This window comes from Halococcus thailandensis JCM 13552 (genome assembly GCF_000336715.1).
GTDB lineage: Archaea > Halobacteriota > Halobacteria > Halobacteriales > Halococcaceae > Halococcus > Halococcus thailandensis.
Genome location: NZ_AOMF01000143.1, coordinates 1 through 17,107, shown reverse-complemented (window position 1 = coordinate 17,107; position 17,107 = coordinate 1). Strand labels below are relative to the sequence as shown.

At 66.0% G+C, this 17,107-nt stretch carries 17 protein-coding genes and 1 pseudogene; 7 read left to right on the top strand and 11 right to left on the bottom strand.

The genetic code is table 11. The annotated features are described in order from the left end of the window. The first annotated feature begins 50 nt into the window (after positions 1-50). Positions 51-811: pseudogene (locus tag C451_RS23735) on the top strand (PHP domain-containing protein). A gap of 38 nt (positions 812-849) precedes the next feature. Continuing rightward, positions 850-1,224 carry a hypothetical protein gene (locus tag C451_RS06645; protein ID WP_007739058.1) on the top strand — a complete coding sequence of 125 codons (375 nt, stop codon included), beginning with the start codon at positions 850-852 and terminating at the stop codon, positions 1,222-1,224. Here C451_RS06645 and C451_RS06640 read toward each other — a convergent pair whose 3' ends face one another. Further along, positions 1,225-1,692 (bottom strand): NUDIX hydrolase, encoded by a 468-nt coding sequence (locus tag C451_RS06640; RefSeq protein ID WP_007739057.1) that lies wholly within the window; start codon positions 1,690-1,692, stop codon positions 1,225-1,227. It abuts the gene before it with no gap. Positions 1,693-1,775: 83 nt separating this feature from the next. On the opposite strand from C451_RS06640, the gene gatC reads away from it, so the two are divergent. Genes gatC through C451_RS06625 form a run of 3 tightly spaced genes read left to right on the top strand, consistent with a single transcriptional unit; the run spans position 1,776 to position 3,925 of the window. Then, a complete protein-coding gene (gatC, locus tag C451_RS06635) occupies positions 1,776-2,054 on the top strand; it encodes an Asp-tRNA(Asn)/Glu-tRNA(Gln) amidotransferase subunit GatC (protein WP_007739056.1) in 279 nt (92 codons plus the stop codon). Next, positions 2,051-3,316: an Asp-tRNA(Asn)/Glu-tRNA(Gln) amidotransferase subunit GatA gene (gene gatA, locus C451_RS06630; RefSeq protein ID WP_007739055.1), complete on the top strand. Its 1,266-nt coding sequence runs from the start codon at positions 2,051-2,053 to the stop codon at positions 3,314-3,316. The genes gatC and gatA overlap by 4 nt, the downstream gene beginning before the upstream one ends. Positions 3,317-3,376: 60 nt before the next feature. Beyond that, positions 3,377-3,925 carry a plastocyanin/azurin family copper-binding protein gene (locus tag C451_RS06625; protein ID WP_007739054.1) on the top strand — a complete coding sequence of 183 codons (549 nt, stop codon included), beginning with the start codon at positions 3,377-3,379 and terminating at the stop codon, positions 3,923-3,925. A 736-nt stretch (positions 3,926-4,661) separates the two neighbouring features. Here C451_RS06625 and C451_RS06615 read toward each other — a convergent pair. The 8 genes from C451_RS06615 to C451_RS06580 all read right to left on the bottom strand — a co-directional run bounded on the left by C451_RS06615 (position 4,662) and on the right by C451_RS06580 (position 12,629). Next, positions 4,662-5,123 (bottom strand): NuoI/complex I 23 kDa subunit family protein, encoded by a 462-nt coding sequence (locus C451_RS06615; protein ID WP_007739051.1) that lies wholly within the window; start codon positions 5,121-5,123, stop codon positions 4,662-4,664. Positions 5,124-5,133: 10 nt separating this feature from the next. Further along, on the bottom strand, positions 5,134-6,273 hold the full coding sequence (locus tag C451_RS06610; protein ID WP_007739050.1) for a complex I subunit 1/NuoH family protein: 1,140 nt from the start codon (positions 6,271-6,273) through the stop codon (positions 5,134-5,136). After that, the gene (locus C451_RS06605) at positions 6,270-7,946 is read right to left on the bottom strand and encodes an NADH-quinone oxidoreductase subunit D (RefSeq protein ID WP_007739049.1); all 1,677 of its coding nucleotides are present in this window, start codon (positions 7,944-7,946) and stop codon (positions 6,270-6,272) included. Before C451_RS06605 ends, C451_RS06610 begins: the two co-directional genes overlap by 4 nt. Then, positions 7,943-8,635 (bottom strand): NADH-quinone oxidoreductase subunit B, encoded by a 693-nt coding sequence (locus C451_RS06600; RefSeq protein ID WP_007739048.1) that lies wholly within the window; start codon positions 8,633-8,635, stop codon positions 7,943-7,945. Before C451_RS06600 ends, C451_RS06605 begins: the two co-directional genes overlap by 4 nt. Then, the gene (locus tag C451_RS06595; protein ID WP_007739047.1) at positions 8,632-9,033 is read right to left on the bottom strand and encodes an NADH-quinone oxidoreductase subunit A; all 402 of its coding nucleotides are present in this window, start codon (positions 9,031-9,033) and stop codon (positions 8,632-8,634) included. Before C451_RS06595 ends, C451_RS06600 begins: the two co-directional genes overlap by 4 nt. 84 nt (positions 9,034-9,117) lie before the next feature. Beyond that, entirely contained in the window at positions 9,118-9,726 is a 609-nt protein-coding gene (purE, locus tag C451_RS06590; RefSeq protein WP_007739046.1) for a 5-(carboxyamino)imidazole ribonucleotide mutase, read from the bottom strand. Beyond that, positions 9,723-10,874 carry a 5-(carboxyamino)imidazole ribonucleotide synthase gene (locus C451_RS06585; protein WP_007739045.1) on the bottom strand — a complete coding sequence of 384 codons (1,152 nt, stop codon included), beginning with the start codon at positions 10,872-10,874 and terminating at the stop codon, positions 9,723-9,725. The genes purE and C451_RS06585 overlap by 4 nt, the downstream gene beginning before the upstream one ends. 36 nt (positions 10,875-10,910) lie before the next feature. Beyond that, entirely contained in the window at positions 10,911-12,629 is a 1,719-nt protein-coding gene (locus tag C451_RS06580; RefSeq protein ID WP_007739044.1) for a flippase activity-associated protein Agl23, read from the bottom strand. 87 nt (positions 12,630-12,716) lie between these two features. Between C451_RS06580 and ribH the strand changes: the two genes are divergently transcribed. Continuing rightward, positions 12,717-13,121, top strand: coding sequence for a 6,7-dimethyl-8-ribityllumazine synthase (gene ribH, locus C451_RS06575; RefSeq protein WP_007739043.1), 405 nt, complete (start codon positions 12,717-12,719; stop codon positions 13,119-13,121). Beyond that, positions 13,118-14,260 (top strand): pyridoxal phosphate-dependent aminotransferase, encoded by a 1,143-nt coding sequence (locus tag C451_RS06570; protein ID WP_007739042.1) that lies wholly within the window; start codon positions 13,118-13,120, stop codon positions 14,258-14,260. Before ribH ends, C451_RS06570 begins: the two co-directional genes overlap by 4 nt. Here the strand turns inward: C451_RS06570 and C451_RS06565 are convergent. Further along, positions 14,257-15,537 carry an MFS transporter gene (locus C451_RS06565; RefSeq protein WP_049913024.1) on the bottom strand — a complete coding sequence of 427 codons (1,281 nt, stop codon included), beginning with the start codon at positions 15,535-15,537 and terminating at the stop codon, positions 14,257-14,259. The two genes, C451_RS06570 and C451_RS06565, sit on opposite strands and share 4 nt — an antisense overlap. Positions 15,538-15,654: 117 nt before the next feature. Next, on the bottom strand, positions 15,655-16,947 hold the full coding sequence (locus C451_RS06560; RefSeq protein ID WP_007739036.1) for an MFS transporter: 1,293 nt from the start codon (positions 16,945-16,947) through the stop codon (positions 15,655-15,657). Positions 16,948-17,107 lie beyond the last annotated feature (160 nt).

Sequence of the window (17,107 nt, the reverse complement as noted above, 5' to 3'; positions counted from 1 at the left end):
ACGCTGGCGATACCGGGGGGCTTTTCGTGCCAGCGCCCGGAGCCCGTGCCGTGCTGTCGGCCGAGCTTCACTGCCACTCCGAACTGTCCTTCGACGGCCGCGATCCCGTCGAACTGCTGCTCTCGCAGGCCGACGCCGTCGGGCTCGACGCGCTCGCGGTGACCGACCACGACGAGATCGACGCGAGCCTCGCGGCCGCCGACCGCGCCGCCGACTACGGACTGATCGGCATTCCCGGCTCCGAGGTGACGAGCGCCGCCGGCCACGTTCTCGCGCTCGGCATCACCGAGCGCGTGTCGGCCGGCCTCCCCTTCATCGAGACGATCGATCGGATCCACGATCAGGGCGGCATCGCGGTCGTCCCCCACCCCTTCCAGCGCTCGCGCAGCGGCGTCGCCCCGCACATCACGAGCGAGGAGCTGGCCAGCGCCGACGCCATCGAGATCTACAACTCCCGGCTGCTGACCNCGTCGCCCCGCACATCACGAGCGAGGAGCTGGCCAGCGCCGACGCCATCGAGATCTACAACTCCCGGCTGCTGACCGGCCGCTCGAACCGCCGCGCCGGCCGGTTTGCGCGCTCGCACGATCTCCCGATGACTGCCGGCAGCGACGCCCACATCGCCGAGATGGTCGGCCAGGCCGTGACGCACGTCGACGCGACCGACCACACAGTCGCCGGCGTTCTCGACGGGATACGGAACGGACGCACCGAAACCACCGGCAAACGCACGCCGTGGCATATCAGCTTCCGACAGGCGGCCGGCGGCGTCAAACGCCGCATCAAGAACCGACTCGCGAGCCTGCTGTAGTCCCGAGCAGTTATTCCGAGGGTAGTCGTAGAGCCCGTATGGAGTGGTTCGGCGCACTCGGCGGGCGACTCCTCACGGCAAGCGTCACCTTCCTGTTTTTCTGGACGCTCGTCGGCCAGTACGCCTATCGAGAGGCGAAAGCGGAGGATCGCTCGATGCCGAAACGACGAGGGCTGTTCTGGGGAGTGCTCGGCATCGTCGGCGTGGTCGACTACCTCCGTGATATCCGGAACCGCGACGAGAGCCGCCTGAGCTGGATCGGATTCGCGGCAGTGCTGTTCGCGTTCTGGGCGATCGATCCGGTCGTCCGTCAGGAGCCAGCCGGATGGTACGCGTGGACCGGGATGTATACGGGCCTGTTCGTGCTGTACTGGCAGTTCGATCTCGAAGCGCCCGCCGTCGTCGGACGGTAACTACTCGGCCGCCGTGATCGCCTCACGGCCGATCTCCACCGTGTCGGCATCGATGTCGCTTCCACGGAGTGCGGCTGGCGTGTACCACTGCCACGCATCTGATCCGGGTTCGTCGTCGCCCTTGGGAGCGATCGTGCGACTCCCGACGCGCGCGAAATAGACGAAGTCGATGTGCTGGTGGCTCACTTGGCCATCCGGATGGACGTCGATGTCGTAGAGCATCTGATAGCGGGGTTGTGGGAGCGCGCGGCCGGCCGGCGCGTCGATTGCCGGCGCGCTGCCGAGGAGGTCGGCATCCAGCCCCGTCTCCTCGCGCACCTCACGCAGACCGGCCTCGTGGGGCAGCTCGTCGCGATCGACGTGCCCGCCGGGTGGGAGGCGAATGCCGAGTGTCGGATGTTGGTGGAGCGCCGTCGCACCGTCGTTGACGAGATAGACCGTCGCAGTGAAATGCCGGGTCGTCTCCATGCGGAACGAAAACGGCCGGTGGCTTTCGGTATTGCGGAGTCCACTTTCGAAACGCTTAGTGGTGGCGCTCGCCCCTTCTCCGTATGAGCGATGCGAGCGTCGACCCGGCGACGGTGGCCCACGTCGCCGACCTCGCACGGGTCGACCTCGACGAGGACGAGGCCGAGGCGTTCGCCGCGCAGTTCGCCGACGTGCTCGACTACTTCGAGACGCTCGACGAGGTGCCGGAAATCGATACCGAGCCGGAGCTCGTCAACGTCCTGCGGACCGACGAGGCACGCGAGAGCCTCTCGCAGGACGAAGCGCTTCGAAACGCACCGGAAACCGAGGACGGCTACTTCGAGGGGCCGCCGGTCGGATGAGCGACGCCTTCATCACCCGGACGGAGATCGACGGCGACGCCGATGGCCCCCTCGATGACCAACGGATTGCCGTCAAGGACAACATCAGTACGGACGGAACCCGCACGACCTGCGGCTCGGCGATGCTCGCCGAGTACGTCCCACCCTACGACGCGACCGTGATCGAGCGCCTCAAGCGAGCGGGAGCGACGATCGTCGGGAAGACGAACATGGACGAGTTCGGGATGGGAACCACGACCGAGAGCTCCCACTTCGGCCCGACGACGAATCCCATCGACGAGGAACGGGTGCCGGGTGGCTCCTCGGGCGGGAGCGCAGCCGCCGTCGCCGCCGGCGAGGCCGATCTCGCACTCGGTACCGATACGGGTGGCTCGGTACGCTGTCCAGCCGCCTTCTGCGGCGTCGTCGGCATCAAACCCACCTACGGGCTGGTCTCCCGGTACGGGCTCGTCGCCTACGCCAACTCGCTCGAACAGGTCGGCCCGCTCGCTCCAACGGTCGAAAAAGCGGCCGAACTGCTCGATGTCATCGCCGGCCCGGACGAGCGCGACGCGACGACGCGCTCCGAGGGTGCGGACACGAACTACGCGAGCGCCGCCGACTGCGATATCGACGGGACGACGATCGGCGTTCTCACCGATCTCGTCGACGGGGCCGACGAGCGCGTCGCGGCGGTCTTTGAGGAGCGCATCGCAGAACTCGAAGAGAGGGGGGCGGAGATCCGAGAGATCGAACTCGACTCGCTCGCCCACGCCGTGCGGGCGTACTACGTCATCGCCATGTCCGAGGCCTCCTCGAACCTCGCGCGCTTCGACGGTGTTCGCTACGGGATCTCCGGTGGGTTCGACGGCGACTGGAACGACGCGTTCGCGCGAGCGCGCGAAGCAGGGTTCGGCTCGGAAGTGAAACGGCGGGTCCTGCTCGGCACCTACGCGCTATCGGCAGGCTATCACGACAAATACTACGAGAAAGCTCAGGACACGCGCGCGTGGATCAAACAGGAGTTCGATGCCGCCTTCGAGCAAGCGGACGTCCTCGCATCGCCGACGATGCCCGTTCTGCCGCCGAAACTCGGCGAGAGTCTGGAAGAGCCGCTCCAGCACTACCTCATGGACGCCAACACCGTCCCCGTGAATCTCGCCGACCTGCCGGCGATCTCGGTGCCGGCCGGCACTGCCGACGGTCTGCCCGTCGGCGCACAGTTCGTCGGCCCGGCCTTCGGCGAACGCGCCGTGATCCGGGCCGCGAGCGCGCTCGAATAGCCCGCTTCTCGACCGCCGGCCATCGTAATGTTCAGTAGCGTCGCCCCGTGAGAGTGAAGCATGGACGATACCGACGCCGACAGTAGCGTGAATCGACGGGGCTTCCTCAGGACGGCCGCGGGAACGGCGGCCGTCGCCGGCGCGAGCGGGACGGCCGCGGCCCAGGAGGACTCGGGGGGATCGGGCGGCGGCTCGGCGAAAACGGTGAAAGTCGGTCCCGGTGGCTCGCTCTCGTTCGAGCCCTCCGAACTGACGGTCGCGCCCGGCACGCCCGTGAAGTTCTCCTGGGAATCCGATGGTCACAACGTCCATCCCGACGACGGCGATTGGGGCCATCAGCCGATCGAGGACAAGGGGTTCAGCTTCACGACGCCACCGTTTCAGGAGACCGGCGAGCACAGCTACGTCTGTGACCCGCACGCATCCGCCGGGATGAAAGGCACCATCGTCGTCCAGGAAGGCGGCGCAAGCAGCGGTTCGTCCGAACCCGCGATCCCCGGCTTCGCCAAACAGCTCGGCGTCGCCGCGTCGACGTTCCTGCTCTCGACGCTCGGGCTCGCCTACTTCTTCATGCGCTACGGCGGCGACTTCGAAGGCAGCGCCGAGTAGCGCGTCCGAGGGCGCTCGGTTGTAGTGATCGCGAGAACCCTGAAGCCGCAGCGACGATATGCGGGCGTCGCTCAGCCGTCGTTCCGTTCGATCTCGAACAGTATCCGCTCGCCCTTGGCAGTGAGACTGTAGATGGGCGTCTCCCCATCGACGAGCAGCTCGACCAGCCCGCGATCACGGAGTGTATCGATCGCGGATCGGGTTTTGCTGACGCTCAGATTGCCCGTAATGCCGCGCATGTCCTCGACGTTCGGCGGATCACGCGTCGCGATATCGCTGGCGTTCGCCGGCCCGGTGACGAGTCGTTCGAGCACCGCCGTCCGTGTCGACGACCCCCCGGCGAACGCGGTCAGCTCCGCGTCGGCATCGCTCTCCTCGTCCGTGGTCTCGGTCGTCGTCTCCGTCTCGGTCGCTGTAGTAGTGCTTTCAGTTGTCGTGGTCTCGGTCCCGGTCGTCGTGTTCGTCGTTTCGGTTGCTGTTTCGGTGGTTTCGGTCGTCGTCCCAGTCTCGGTCACCGTCGCAGTACCGTTGGTCGTGGACTCGCTCGTCGCAGTCGCTTGCGCCGTGCCGTTCTCCGTGGACTCGATCGCCGTACCGGCCGCCGCCAGCGCCGACGACTGAACCGGTAGGTATAANGTCGCCGTGTCGGTGGTGTCGGTCGTTGGCATCTCGTTTCACACGCTCCGCTTATCGGTGAAATGAATCGCCATCATATAAATATTCCTGCAGCCGACGGCTACTGATAGTCGAGTTCGCCCTCGCCCTCGCCGACCCATCCGCCACGGTCGGGTTCGCGGGCTTCGAGCGGGTCGATGTCCTTGTACCACGGGACGTTCTTCAGCTCCTCTTTGTTGAGCGCGAACTCGTCCTTCGTGTCGGCAGTGAACTCGAAGTTCTGGGTCAGGAGGATCGCGTCGACGGGGCAGACCTCCTCACAGAGCCGGCAGTAGATACACTGCCCGATGTGGAGGTTGTACTGCTCGCCGTTGCGCTGTTCGTCCATCACGATCTGGATGGTGTCGTTCGGGCAGACGTTCTCACACTGCCGACACCAGATACAGCGCTCCTGGCTGAACTTGTGAACCCCACGGAAACGGGGGCTGACCTCGGGTGCGGTATCGGGATACTCGACGGTGAACGTCGAGCCGTCGAGTGCGTGTCTCATCGTCGTCGCCATCGATTTGAGCAGTCCGATCATGGGTTTGTAGTTAGGCGATCACGCCCACGAGGATCGCCGTGAGCACGAGGTTGGCAAAGCTCATCACGAGCAGGCCTTTCCAACCGATCTCGATCATCTGGTCGATACGAACGCGCGGCATCGCCGAGCGCATCCACTGGGTGAACAGATACACCGCGAGGATCTTGATCACCATCCAGACGAGCCCCGGCAGGACCGGTCCGGCGGGGCCGCCGAGGAACAGCGTCGCGACGATCGCGCCGCCGAGGAAGATGTGGAGGAACTCGCCGAGATAGAGCAGCACGAAGTACGCGCCCGAATACTCGGTCATGTAGCCCGCCACCAGTTCGCCCGGCGCTTCGGGCGTATCGAACGGGTTGCGGCCGACCTCCGCGAGGTTCGCGATCAGGAACAGCACGAACGCGAACGGGTTGACGAACGCGAACCACGACGGGATCGTCAGCCCGCCGATCGTCAGCAGCGGCTGACTCTGAACGGCGACGACCTCGCTCAGCTTGAGCGTGCCGGTGAACAGAACGACCGACGCGCCCGTCACCACCAGTGGGATCTCGTAGGCGAGGTTCTGTGCGAGCGCGCGCAGCCCGCCGAGGAACGAGTACTTGTTGTTCGACGAGTAGCCGGACATCAGGAGGCCGAGCGAGGCCAGCGAGGAGGCCGCGAAGACGAACACGAAGCCCGTCTCCGGATCGGCCAGCTGCAGCCCGCTGCCAAGCGGGATCACTGCGAAGCCCAACAGCGCCGAGAACGGCAGCACCATCGGCGCGATATCGAACGCTGGGCGGTCGACGGCGTCGGGAATGATGACTTCCTTCGAGAGCAGTCGCACCGCGTCGGCGACGATGATCAGCAGGCCGAACGGGCCGACCCGGTTGACCGCGATCCGGTCGGTGAACGCGGCCGTGATCTTTCGCTTGCCCCAGATGCCGCCAACCGCGGCGATCGTCAGGAAGAGCACGGCGATCAGCGTCGCACCGACGATCGCGAACAGGAACTGCAGGCCGGGATCGGGGTTCGGGCCGAGGCCGAGCAGCCCGCTCAGGATCTCGGGGAACGTCTGTCCGCCGCCGGCCGCCGAGGCGTTCGTCGCGTTCGCCGCCCCGGAGCCGTTCGTGGCGTTGCCCGCCTGGAAGACAATCTCCGAGACGCTCATCGATCGACCTCACCGAGGACGATATCGAGGCTCGCGAGCGACGCGATCAGATCCGGCACGTACTCGCCGACGGCGATCTCCGGCAGCGTCTGCAGGTTCGAGAACGCCGGACTGCGGATCTTGAACCGGGCCGGCTTGTCGGTACCGTCGCTCCGAATGTAGATGCCGAGTTCGCCTTTCGCACCCTCGACGGCACGGTAGATTTCGGCGTCGTCGTCCGGGCGCAGCGTCCGCGGCACGTTCGACTGGATCTCGCGGTCGTCTTCCGGCCAGTCTTCGAGCAGGTCGACACACTGGTCGATGATGCGTGCGGACTCCTCGACCTCCTGGAGCCGACAGAGCACGCGTGCGTAGTTGTCGCCCTCCTCGGCGGTCACGACGTCCCAGTCGAGTTCCGGGTAATACCCGTAGGGGTCGTCGCGCCGGATGTCGTAGTCGACGCCCGAGGCGCGGGCGACGGGACCGGTCGCACCGTACTGTTTGGCCGTCTCGGCGTCGAGCACACCGGTGTTCGCACAGCGCAGCTGGAAGATTTCGTTCGAGGTCAGCAGGTCGTGGTACTCGTCGAGCTTGTGGGGGAGCCCGTCGAGGAAGTCCCGCACCTTCTCGAAGAAATCCTCGCGCGGTTCGGGCAGGTCCCACGCGACGCCACCGAGCCGGAGGTAGTTGAACATCAGCCGCTGGCCGGTCAGGTCTTCGAGGATGTTCTCGACGACCTCGCGGTCGCGGAACGCGTACATGAACGTCGCGGTGAACTCGCCGTAGACATCGAGCGCGAACGTGCCGACCGCGAGCATGTGCGCGGCGATCCGGCAGAGCTCGGCGCTCATCGTCCGGATGACCTGTGCGTAGTCGGGCACGTCGAGGTCGGTCAGTTCCTCGGCGGTACGGGCGTACGCCCACTCGTTCAGGATGCCAGCCGAGACGTAATCCCAGCGATCGGGATAGGGCATGATCTCGTGGCGGTAGGTACCCTGCTGTGCCATCTGCTCCTCACAGCGGTGGAGATAGCCGATGTCGGGTTCGACGTGGGCGACCTGCTCGCCGTCGAGCACCGTCTCGATGTGGAGCACGCCGTGGGTTGCCGGATGGTGGGGCCCGATGTTCAGATACATCGTGTCCGCGCCGGCGTCGTGCTCGTCGTCTTCGAGCGGGTTGGCGTGCGCTTCGAGCGTGACGATCTGGGGCTTCTCCTGGTTGTAGTCGAGCCCCATCGGGTGGCCCTTCCACGTCTCGGGCAGGAGGATCCGGCGCATGTCGGGGTGGTCCTCGTACTGGATGCCCACCAGATCGTAGGCCTCGCGCTCGTGCCAGTCGGCGGTCCGATAGACCGGCTCCGCGCTCTGGCTCACGGGGTTGTCCTTCGACGTCGGCACGACGACGGAGAGCTCCTGCGTGGGATCGACGTATTTCTTCAAGTTGTAGACCGTCTCGAAGCGATCCTCGTACTCCTGAGCGGTGACGTTCGAGCAGTGATCGAAGCCTGCCTGATCACGCAGCGCGAACAGCACGTCCTGGACCTCGTCGGGCCGGATAGTGAAGGCCTCCGTGTGGCGGTGCTGTTCACGGCTTACCACGCTGTCGCCGAGCAGATCGGCGAGCGCGTCGTAGTCGAGTCCCTCTTCGGTGACGCCGACGGCGTCGCTCCGGTCGGTCGGTCGTTCCAGACTCATGGCGAATCGTTCCAGTTGTACCGCATGACGAGTGTATCACGGTCGATCTCGTCGGCGAGCTCGTCGACGAGCTCGTCGCGCTCCAGATCGCCGAACTGTTGGAGTTCGTACGGCTTGACCGTCACCGGAGCCGACTCGCCCTCGGAGATGCGCTCCTGAAGCTTCGCGACGCCGTAGATGAGCGCCTCCGGCCGTGGTGGACAGCCCGGCACGTGGATGTCGACCGGGATGACCTCCTCGGCGCCCTTGACGACGTTGTACCCCTTCTGGAACGGCCCACCGGAGATGGTACACGAGCCCATCGAGACGACGAACTTCGGCTCGGGCATCTGGTCGTACACCCGCTTCATCCGCGGGGCGAACTTCGAGACGATGGTGCCCGGCACGATGATCACGTCGGCCTGTCGCGGCGACGCCCGGGGGACGCCGGAGCCGAAGCGATCGAGGTCGTGTTTCACCGCGTAGGTGTGCATCATCTCGATCGAACAGCAGGCGATGCCGAACTGGAGCATGAACATCGAGGAGCCACGCACCCAGTTCATGAACGAGTCGAACTTCGTGAGGATGAACGGCGAGGAGCCGAAGGCGTTTCTGAGCTTGGAGTTGAACCGGTTGTCCGTCCCGCCACCCATCCGGGCCTCCTGGGTCGTCTGTGCGTCCGCGGTCTGAGGTTGATTGTCGCTACTCATTGTCGTGTCGTACTGTTCGAATTCTGGCTGTGGATCCACTGTACCGCGCCGTTACGCCACGCCCACGCGAGCCCGACGACGAGCACGCCGATGAAGATCAACATCGGCACGAGCGCCGCGGCCAGCCCCGCGCTCTGTACGGCGTCGCGGTAGATGACCGTCCACGGGAAAATGAGCACCGTCTCGATGTCGAAGACGAGGAACAACAGCGCGACCATGTAGTACTGGATGTTGAACCGGATGCGCGTGTTGCCCGTCGGGACCTCACCCGACTCGTAGACGGCCGCTTTCCCCTGTTCGGGCACGCTGGGTCGCAGCAGAGACGATACGCCCAGCAACGAGAGCGGGACTGCGATGGCGACGAACGCCAGCGCCCCGACAGCTATCCATTCATTCATGTGCTTGGTTGCTCGTGGCGATGCTTTGGAGCGCACTCACATAAGGATTGATTCTTTCCGCCCGCGAGCGACCTGACACGCCGTTCAGTGGTCCTCACGGAACACCTCGATCCCCTGCTCGTGGAGCTCGCGCGAGACCGTCCCGACCCCGCTTTCGAGTTCCTCGTGATAGTCGATCAGACGCTCGGCGAGCTCATCGTGATCGCTCGCGAGCAGCTGGGCCGCCGACAGCCCGGCGTTGAACGACTTGCCCGCATCGACCGCGACGATCGGCGCGCCGGTCGGCATCCCGATGACCGAATCGACCGACTTCTCCTGCACCGGAACGCCGATGACGGGCACCGGAAAGGCGATCGAGGCGGTCATGTTCGGCAGATCGGCCGACTTGCCGCCCGCGCCCGCGATGATGACCGAGAGCCCACGCTCGCGGGCGGTCTCCGCGTAGGCGTACATCAGATCGGGCGTCCGGTGGGCCGACACCACGTAGCTCTCGTAGGAAAAGCGGCTCTCCGTTCCCTCGCCCGTATCCTCCTCGAAGCCGAGCTCCGAGAGCGCCTCGTAAGCCCCCGCCATCGTGTCGAGATCCGAATCCGAGCCCATGACGATGCCCACGTCGGGCGTCTCGGCGGGTGGGCGATCCATCGCTGCCTCGCTCCGTAGCTCGTCGATCAGGTCGTCGAACTCCGTGCTCATGAGTCGAAGCTCCAGTGCGTGTGTAGTTCACGCGCGTCGGCGAGCAGTTCGTCGGGGTCGGCGCGCGCGTCGGTGAGCGTGACGTGACCCATCTTTCGGAGCGGGCGCGCCTCGCGCTTGCCGTACCAGTGGAGGTTCGCCGTCGGCGACGAGAGGATCGCATCGACGCCGTCGAGCGCAGCGGGTCGCGGCTCGGCGACGTCACCGAGCAGGTTCTTCGTCACCGTCCGGCCGCGCCGGTCGGTCGCACCGAGCGGCCAGCCGAGCACGGCGCGGATGTGTTGTTCGAACTGCGAGGTCCGCGCGCCCTCGATCGTCCAGTGGCCCGAGTTGTGGGGACGGGGTGCGATCTCGTTGACCGAAATCTCGCCGTCGGTCTCGAACAGCTCGATGCCGAAGACGCCGCGCCCGGAGAGCAGATCGAGCACCTCGCGGGCGACGCTCTTGGCGCGCTCGCGGACGTCCTCGGGCACACGCGCCGGCACGACCGTCTCGCGCAGGATCTCCTCCTCGTGGACGTTCTCGCCGGGGGTGAACACCCCTCGTTCGTCGTCGCCGCGAACGCCGATGACCGACAGTTCCCGTTCGAAGGGTACGAACGCCTCGACCATCGCTTTTCCTTCGATCTGCTCGAAGGCCGTCTCGACACCGCCCGGTGACTCGATCGGAACGTTGCCACGGCCGTCGTAGCCACCCTCGCGGGCCTTGAGCATCGCCGGATAGCCGAGTTCCTGGAGCGCCTCCTTGAGTTCGGCCGTGTCGTCGACGGCGCGAAACTCGGGCACCGGGATCCCGGCCTCGCGGAGATGGCGCTTCTGGACGAGTTTGTCCTGGATCATCCGGAGCGTATCGGGGGCGGGATGCACGGGGACGTCGTGGGTCTCGCTCGCGCGTTCGAGCGCGTCGGGATCGGCGAGTTCGATCTCATAGGTCAGGACGTCCGCGCGTGCGGCGAGGGCATCGATGGTGTCTGGATCGTCGAAGTCGCCGTGCAGCGTGTCGCTGACGACCGGTGCGGCCGGCGGCTCCGGCGTCGGATCGCTCGCGACGACGTCGACGCCGATGGGGGCAGCGGCCTCGCCGAGCATCCGTCCGAGTTGGCCGCCACCGACCACCCCCACGACCGGTCCGTCTGTGGTGAGTTGCATATCCGGCGGTTTCCGACTCGCGCGCTTAAGCGTTGTTTACTGGGTCGCGTTCCTCGGCAGCCGGCTCTCGTCGACGAAAAACGTCGTGTTGGTCTTCGCCGTGTCCTGGGTCCGGAGCACGTACGGCTGTTCGTCGTAGCCATCCAGATTGGCCGCGAGGAACTCGCTGTCGGTAGTCAGTCCGATCACGACTGGTGGACTGGTTTCGTTGACGCGCTGCTCGAAGCCCGATGGCTCCGTCGCACACGAGACGGTCATGTCGTGCGCTTCCATATACCAGGGCAACGGGAGGATATTGAACCAGTCGGAGCAGCCCGGTTCCCGACTTCCGGGCGAATCGGCGACGAGGTGATCGCCGTAGAGCAGCACGTCCGTTCCCCAGTTGTTCGCGCTCAGGGTGGCCATTTCCTCGATCGTGGGTCGGAGGTCGTCGGCGGGCTGGGCGTACTGGACGAGCGCGTTCGACTCCGACTGGTCGTCGAGATAGACGTTCTGGACTCCGATGTAGCCGACCTGGCCGACGACGAGCAGGACGATGACGAGCGCCGCGGCGACCCCGGGACGGTCGTCGTGGGCGAGCGCCGCTTTCCCCCGCGTGTAGAGCACGCCCGCGCCGACTGCCGCCGGCAGCATGAGGAAGACGATGGCGTGGACGGTCGCCCACGGAGCCATGATGTCGGTGATGATGGGGTAGCCGAGCACGCTCACGAACCCACCGTAGAAGGCGAACGCGACGAGATCGCGCGGGCGCTCGCCGGAGTAACGGTCGGTGAGAAAGCCGATTACCGCGAGCACGACGAGCGCGCCCGATCCGACGACGAGCGTCTCGACGAGATCGCCGAGATAGGGCAGGTAGGCGTGGCTCTGACTATCGCCGTTGATCCACTGGGAGACGAAGGCGTTCCACGAGCCGAGCGTCGCCTCGCCGATCACCGCCGGTAGCGCCGTCGGATCGGAGAGGAGTGTGTCGAATCCCGGCGTCTTGCCGTTCGTCCGCGGCGCGTAGAAGTACACGACGATGACGAGGAACTCGACGACCGCGAGCAGGGCATGCGGGATCCACGTGCGCAGGGTCGAGATGAGTGCCTCGATACGCTCGCGCGTGGCTTCGAGATCGAACGAGCGGTCGCGATCGGCAAACGGTCGGTGATCAGCGAGCAGTCGGCGGTCGACGAGCAAAACGAGCGCACCGAGCCACGTCACGAGATAGACGAGCACGTTCTCCTTGGTCGTGAACGCGAGCGCGAGCGCGACGACGCCCGCGTGGACGTACCGGGGGCGGCGACTGTCGAGCGCGCGGACGAAAAAGCCGAGCGCGAACAGCATGAACGCCGCCAGCGGCAGGTCGCTGCGCATGAACCGTGAGTAGTAGAGGAGAATGGGGTCGACGGCGAGAAACAGGGCGAACGCGACCGTCTCGACATCGGAGAGTCGCTTCCGGAAGAGCAGCGCCGCGAGCGGCAGCGCCGCCCCGAGCAGCGCGACCACCAGCCGCATCGTGAAGTCGTTCGCGCCGAACAGCTCGAAGACGATCCGATTGACCTGCTGAAGAAATGGCCCGTGGATGATCGGTTGGTATTCGAAGGCCCCGGTGTTGGCGTAATCCAGGATCCAGTAGGCGACGCGCGCCTCATCCCAGTGGGCGATGCGATCGCCGAGCAGGACGATGCGGGCGACGAGCGCGAACAGCACGATGGCGACGACGGCGAGCGTGACGCGGCGACCGCGCCCGGCGCTGCCGTCGGTCGATGCCATACGGGTGAGGGTGTCGGGGCGGTTAGGAGCGTTTCGTTTGTGCTCGCGGAGCGGTAGGCCTTTGACGTGCGCTCTGTATCCGCACGTATGCCCAGTTTGGGATTGGTGGTCGCACAGTTCTACGGTGAACTGGCGGCCGAAATGGAGCAGCACGCACGCGACGCCGCCGCCGAGCACGGCGCGGAGATCGCCGAGACCATCCCGGTGCCCGGCGCGTACGACACGCCGCTGGCGGCCGATCGCCTCGCACGCCGGGACGGCATCGACGCCGTCGCGGCCCTCGGCGCGATCGTCTCCGGCGATACCGACCACGATCAGGTGATCGCCGACGCTGCCGCACAGGGACTGACCGACGTGAGCCTCGATCGCGACAAACCCGTGGCCTTCGGCGTTCTCGGTCCGGGAATGAGCGGTGCCGAAGCACGCGAACGGGTCGACTACGGGGCGCGTGCCGTCGAGAGCGCACTCGACCAACTGGAGGCACTCGCATGAATTTCACCGAACGCGTCAAGCGCGTCGAGCCGAGCGCGACGCTCGCGATCAGCACTCTCGCCGGCGAACTCGAAGCCGAAGGCGCGGACGTGGTCGATCTGAGCGTCGGCGAACCCGACTTCCCCACGCCCGAGAACATCATCGAAGCGGGCAAGGAGGCGATGGACGCCGGCCATACGGGCTACACCGCCTCCAATGGCATCGTCGAACTCCGGGAGGCGATCGCCGCGAAGCTCGACGACGACGGGCTCGACTACTCGCCCGAGGAGATCATCGTCACGCCGGGCGGTAAGCAGGCCCTCTACGAGACGTTCCAGACGCTGATCGAGGACGGCGACGAGGTCTGTCTGCTCGATCCCGCGTGGGTCTCCTACGAGGCGATGGCGAAGCTCGCCGGCGGCTCCCTCACCCGTGTGGACCTCGCGACCCACGACTTCCAGCTCGAACCCGCACTCGACGAACTCGCCGAGAGCGTCTCGGACGAGACGGAACTCCTCGTGGTGAACTCGCCGTCGAACCCCACCGGTGCCGTCTACTCGGACGCGGCGCTCGAAGGCGTCCGCGATCTCGCGGTCGAACACGACATCGCCGTGATCTCCGACGAAATTTACAAGGAGATCACCTACGGCGTCGAGCCGACGAGTCTGGGCACCCTGGATGGGATGGCCGATCGCACGATCACGATCAACGGATTCTCGAAGGCTTACTCGATGACCGGCTGGCGGCTCGGCTATCTCGCCGCCCCCCAAGAGATGGTCGATCAGAGCGGCAAGCTCCAGTCCCATTCGGTCTCCTCGGCGACGAACTTCATCCAGCACGCCGGCGTCGAGGCGCTCGAAAACACCGACGAAACGGTCGTCGAGATGACCGAGGCCTTCGAAGAACGGCGCGAGCTGCTGGCCGATCTGCTGGCTGACCACGGCATCGAGGTTTCGAAACCCGGGGGAGCCTTCTACATGATGGTGCCGGTGGCCGAGAACGATCAGGAGTGGTGTGAGAACGCCATCGAGGACGCCCACGTCGCGACGGTCCCCGGGAGCGCGTTCGGCACGCCCGGCTACGCACGGATCTCCTACGCGAACAGCCAGGAGCGAATCCGCGAGGCGGTCGATCGGCTCGCCGACGCGGACCTGTTCTAATCCTGTCCGGCGGGCTGTGGACCGCCCGTCGTTTCTTGACTACCTGTGAGCGTCTCCTCGACCTGTGAGTAGACCAGCAGCGCGCCGAGGGCCGCGAGGACGGCCCCGAAGGCGAACGGGACGACGTAGCCGAAGCTCACGAGATAGCCCGCGATGAGCGGGCCGATCGCCGTCCCGAGCGTGAACGCCATCGTCAGCACCGAGAACGTCGTCCCGGAGTTGCCCGAATCGGCGAGATCGCCCGCGAGCGCGAAGCCGGGTGCGAAGGCCGTCGCGGCCGCCGCACCCTGGACGAGGCGCGTCGCGATCATCGCCAGCGGCGTCGTCACCAGCCCCTGTGCGAGCGTCGCCGGCACGAGAATCGCCAGTCCGCCGACGATGAACGGTTTGCGACCATACTTGTCGCTCGCCACGCCGATGGGTGCCTGCAGGAACACCTGTGCAACGATGAACACCGAGAACTCGATACCGAACAGGGTCGCTCCCTGGCCGAGATGCTCGTTGATCTGCGTCTGGAGCGGTTCGAGCAGCGCGATCCCCATCGCCACGAACAGGAGGGCGATGCCGAGGGCGAGCACGGGATCGATGAGGCTGTCGTGATCGTGATCGAAGATCGCGAAACCGATCTCGTCGCTCGCCTCGGCGTCGAGTTCCTCCTGAGCAGGATCCTCGACGAGCACCAGGACGAGGATCGCTCCGACCATCGCGCTGATCGCCGCGATGTAGAACGCCGCCTCGAAACCGGTGATCGACAGTCCGAGAAGGCTGTAGGGACCGCCGTTGATGACCGTGCCGGCGAGGATCGGCCCCGCGCCGAAGCCGACGAACCGGAAGGTGTTGAACACGCCCATGTCCCCGCCGCGCGAGGCGCTGGTCGCGAGTTCGTTCACGAGCGCGACCGTCGAGGGGATCGTCAACGCGACGCCGATACCCTGGAGCCCGCGGATGAGCAGCATCGAGGTGTAGCTCCCGGCGAGCGAGTAGACGAAGTTCGCCACCGCCAATATCGCCAGCCCGACGATGATGAAGATCCGACGCTTGCCGCTGCGATCGGAGAGCTGGCCGGCGATCGGCTGGAGGATCGTGCTCAGAAAGCCGAACGCCGAGAGGATGATGCCCGTGATCAACGCCGTCCCGAGCCCGAACGTCTGACCGGTGATGACGCCGCTGCCGATGTACAGCGGCAGGACGATGATCAGAAAGGAATTGCCGATGGAGTCGGCCATCCGCGCGAACGCCAACGCGTACACTCGTGGGTCGGTGTCGAACAAGCTCACGGTGGCACGCTCGATTCGGACGTCACGGTTTCGTACCGAGGTGATTCCGTCGTCAGGTCAGTCATGTCTGACTGTTCGGTTAGTTAGTTGTATAAGCGTTCGGGTGTCGGATGACCGTCAGTCGCCCGGCGTCGGCGTCGCGCTCGGTGCGGGTTCGGTCCGGTAGAGCACGACGAACACGCCCGTCGAGAGTACAATGAAGCCAGCAGCGGTGAAGAAGGCGGTGAACACCGAGGCAGCGTCCCAGAGCGCGCCGACGGTGAGCGGGCCAACCACCTCGCCGACCTTCCAGACGACCGAGCGCAGCGAGAGGCTCGCGGCGACGGCGTCGAAGCGCTCGCCCTCCTCGACGAACAGCGCCATGCTCGCGGGCAGGCGGAGGCTGTCGGCGACGCCGATGACCGCGTAGGCTGCGAAGAGGACGAAGAAGGCCGGTTGGAGCGTCACCGACTCGCCGAACGCCGACAGCGAGACTGCAGAGAGGAATCCGGCGGCGCTGTCGGCGAAGGGGACCATCGCCGTCCCGAGCGCGTAGGTGAGCGCGCCCGCGATGACGAACTGGTGTTTGTGACCCACCCGGTCGGTGTAGCTGCCGACCACGCCCTGGAGGAGTGATTTCGTGAGTTTCCCGCCGGCGAGGATACCGCCGACCATCAGCGGGTTCATGCCGAACTCGGTGTGGGCGTAGATCGGCAGAAAGATGATCACGGCCATCTTGCCAAAGCCGAAACCGAGGCGGAAGACGACGAGCGCGCGCACCGCTGCCCGATCGAGCAGTGTCCGGAGCGTCTCGATGCCCGTCGCCTCCTCGGGGTCGGTCGTCCCACCGGGATTGTCCCGGAGGAAGGCGAGCACGGCGAGCGTCGCCAGAATCGTCACCAGCGAGAGCACCGCGTAGGTGAGCGTGAAGCCGTAGGCGAAGAGGAGGAAGCCGCCAACGAGGTCGCCCGCGAGGCTCGAAAACGCCGTCACCTGATTGTAGGTGCCGAGCCAGCGCCCGCGCTCGTCACCCGGGCTGAGTTCGCCGACGACCGCCGAGCCCGTGATCCAGAGCACGCTCGCGCCGGCACCTTGGAGGATGCGGACAAGGATGACGTCGGTGGCGCTGCCGACGAGCGCGAACCCGACGAACGCGAGGACGTTGATCCCCAGTCCGACGACGAGAAAGCGTTTGGCGTTGTGCGTATCAACGGCGCGACCGAGCGGCAGGACGATGAGCAACTGGGCGAGCGCGAAGGCCGTGCCGAACAGACCCTCGACGGTCCCGGTGGTCCCGAAGATATCGGCGTACAGGCCGAGCGCGATCAGGATGGTCGAGAACGCCTGTGAGCGAGCGAAGGCGGTGCTGGCGAGGGCGACGAACTCACGGTTTTTGAAGAGGCCCAGCGAGCCTCCGGCTGTTTCCGACACTGCTAGAACGACGGCCGTGAAGCTTCAAAAAGCCATCCGTTCGCACCCTCTGCGGACAGTCTTGTCACGAGAAGTGACTTCTCCCCGCCCTACTTCGCGCTGACGCGCTCGTTGAGGGCGGGGCTTCCCTGTTCCACGACGCGGTTTGCAGACACCTGCT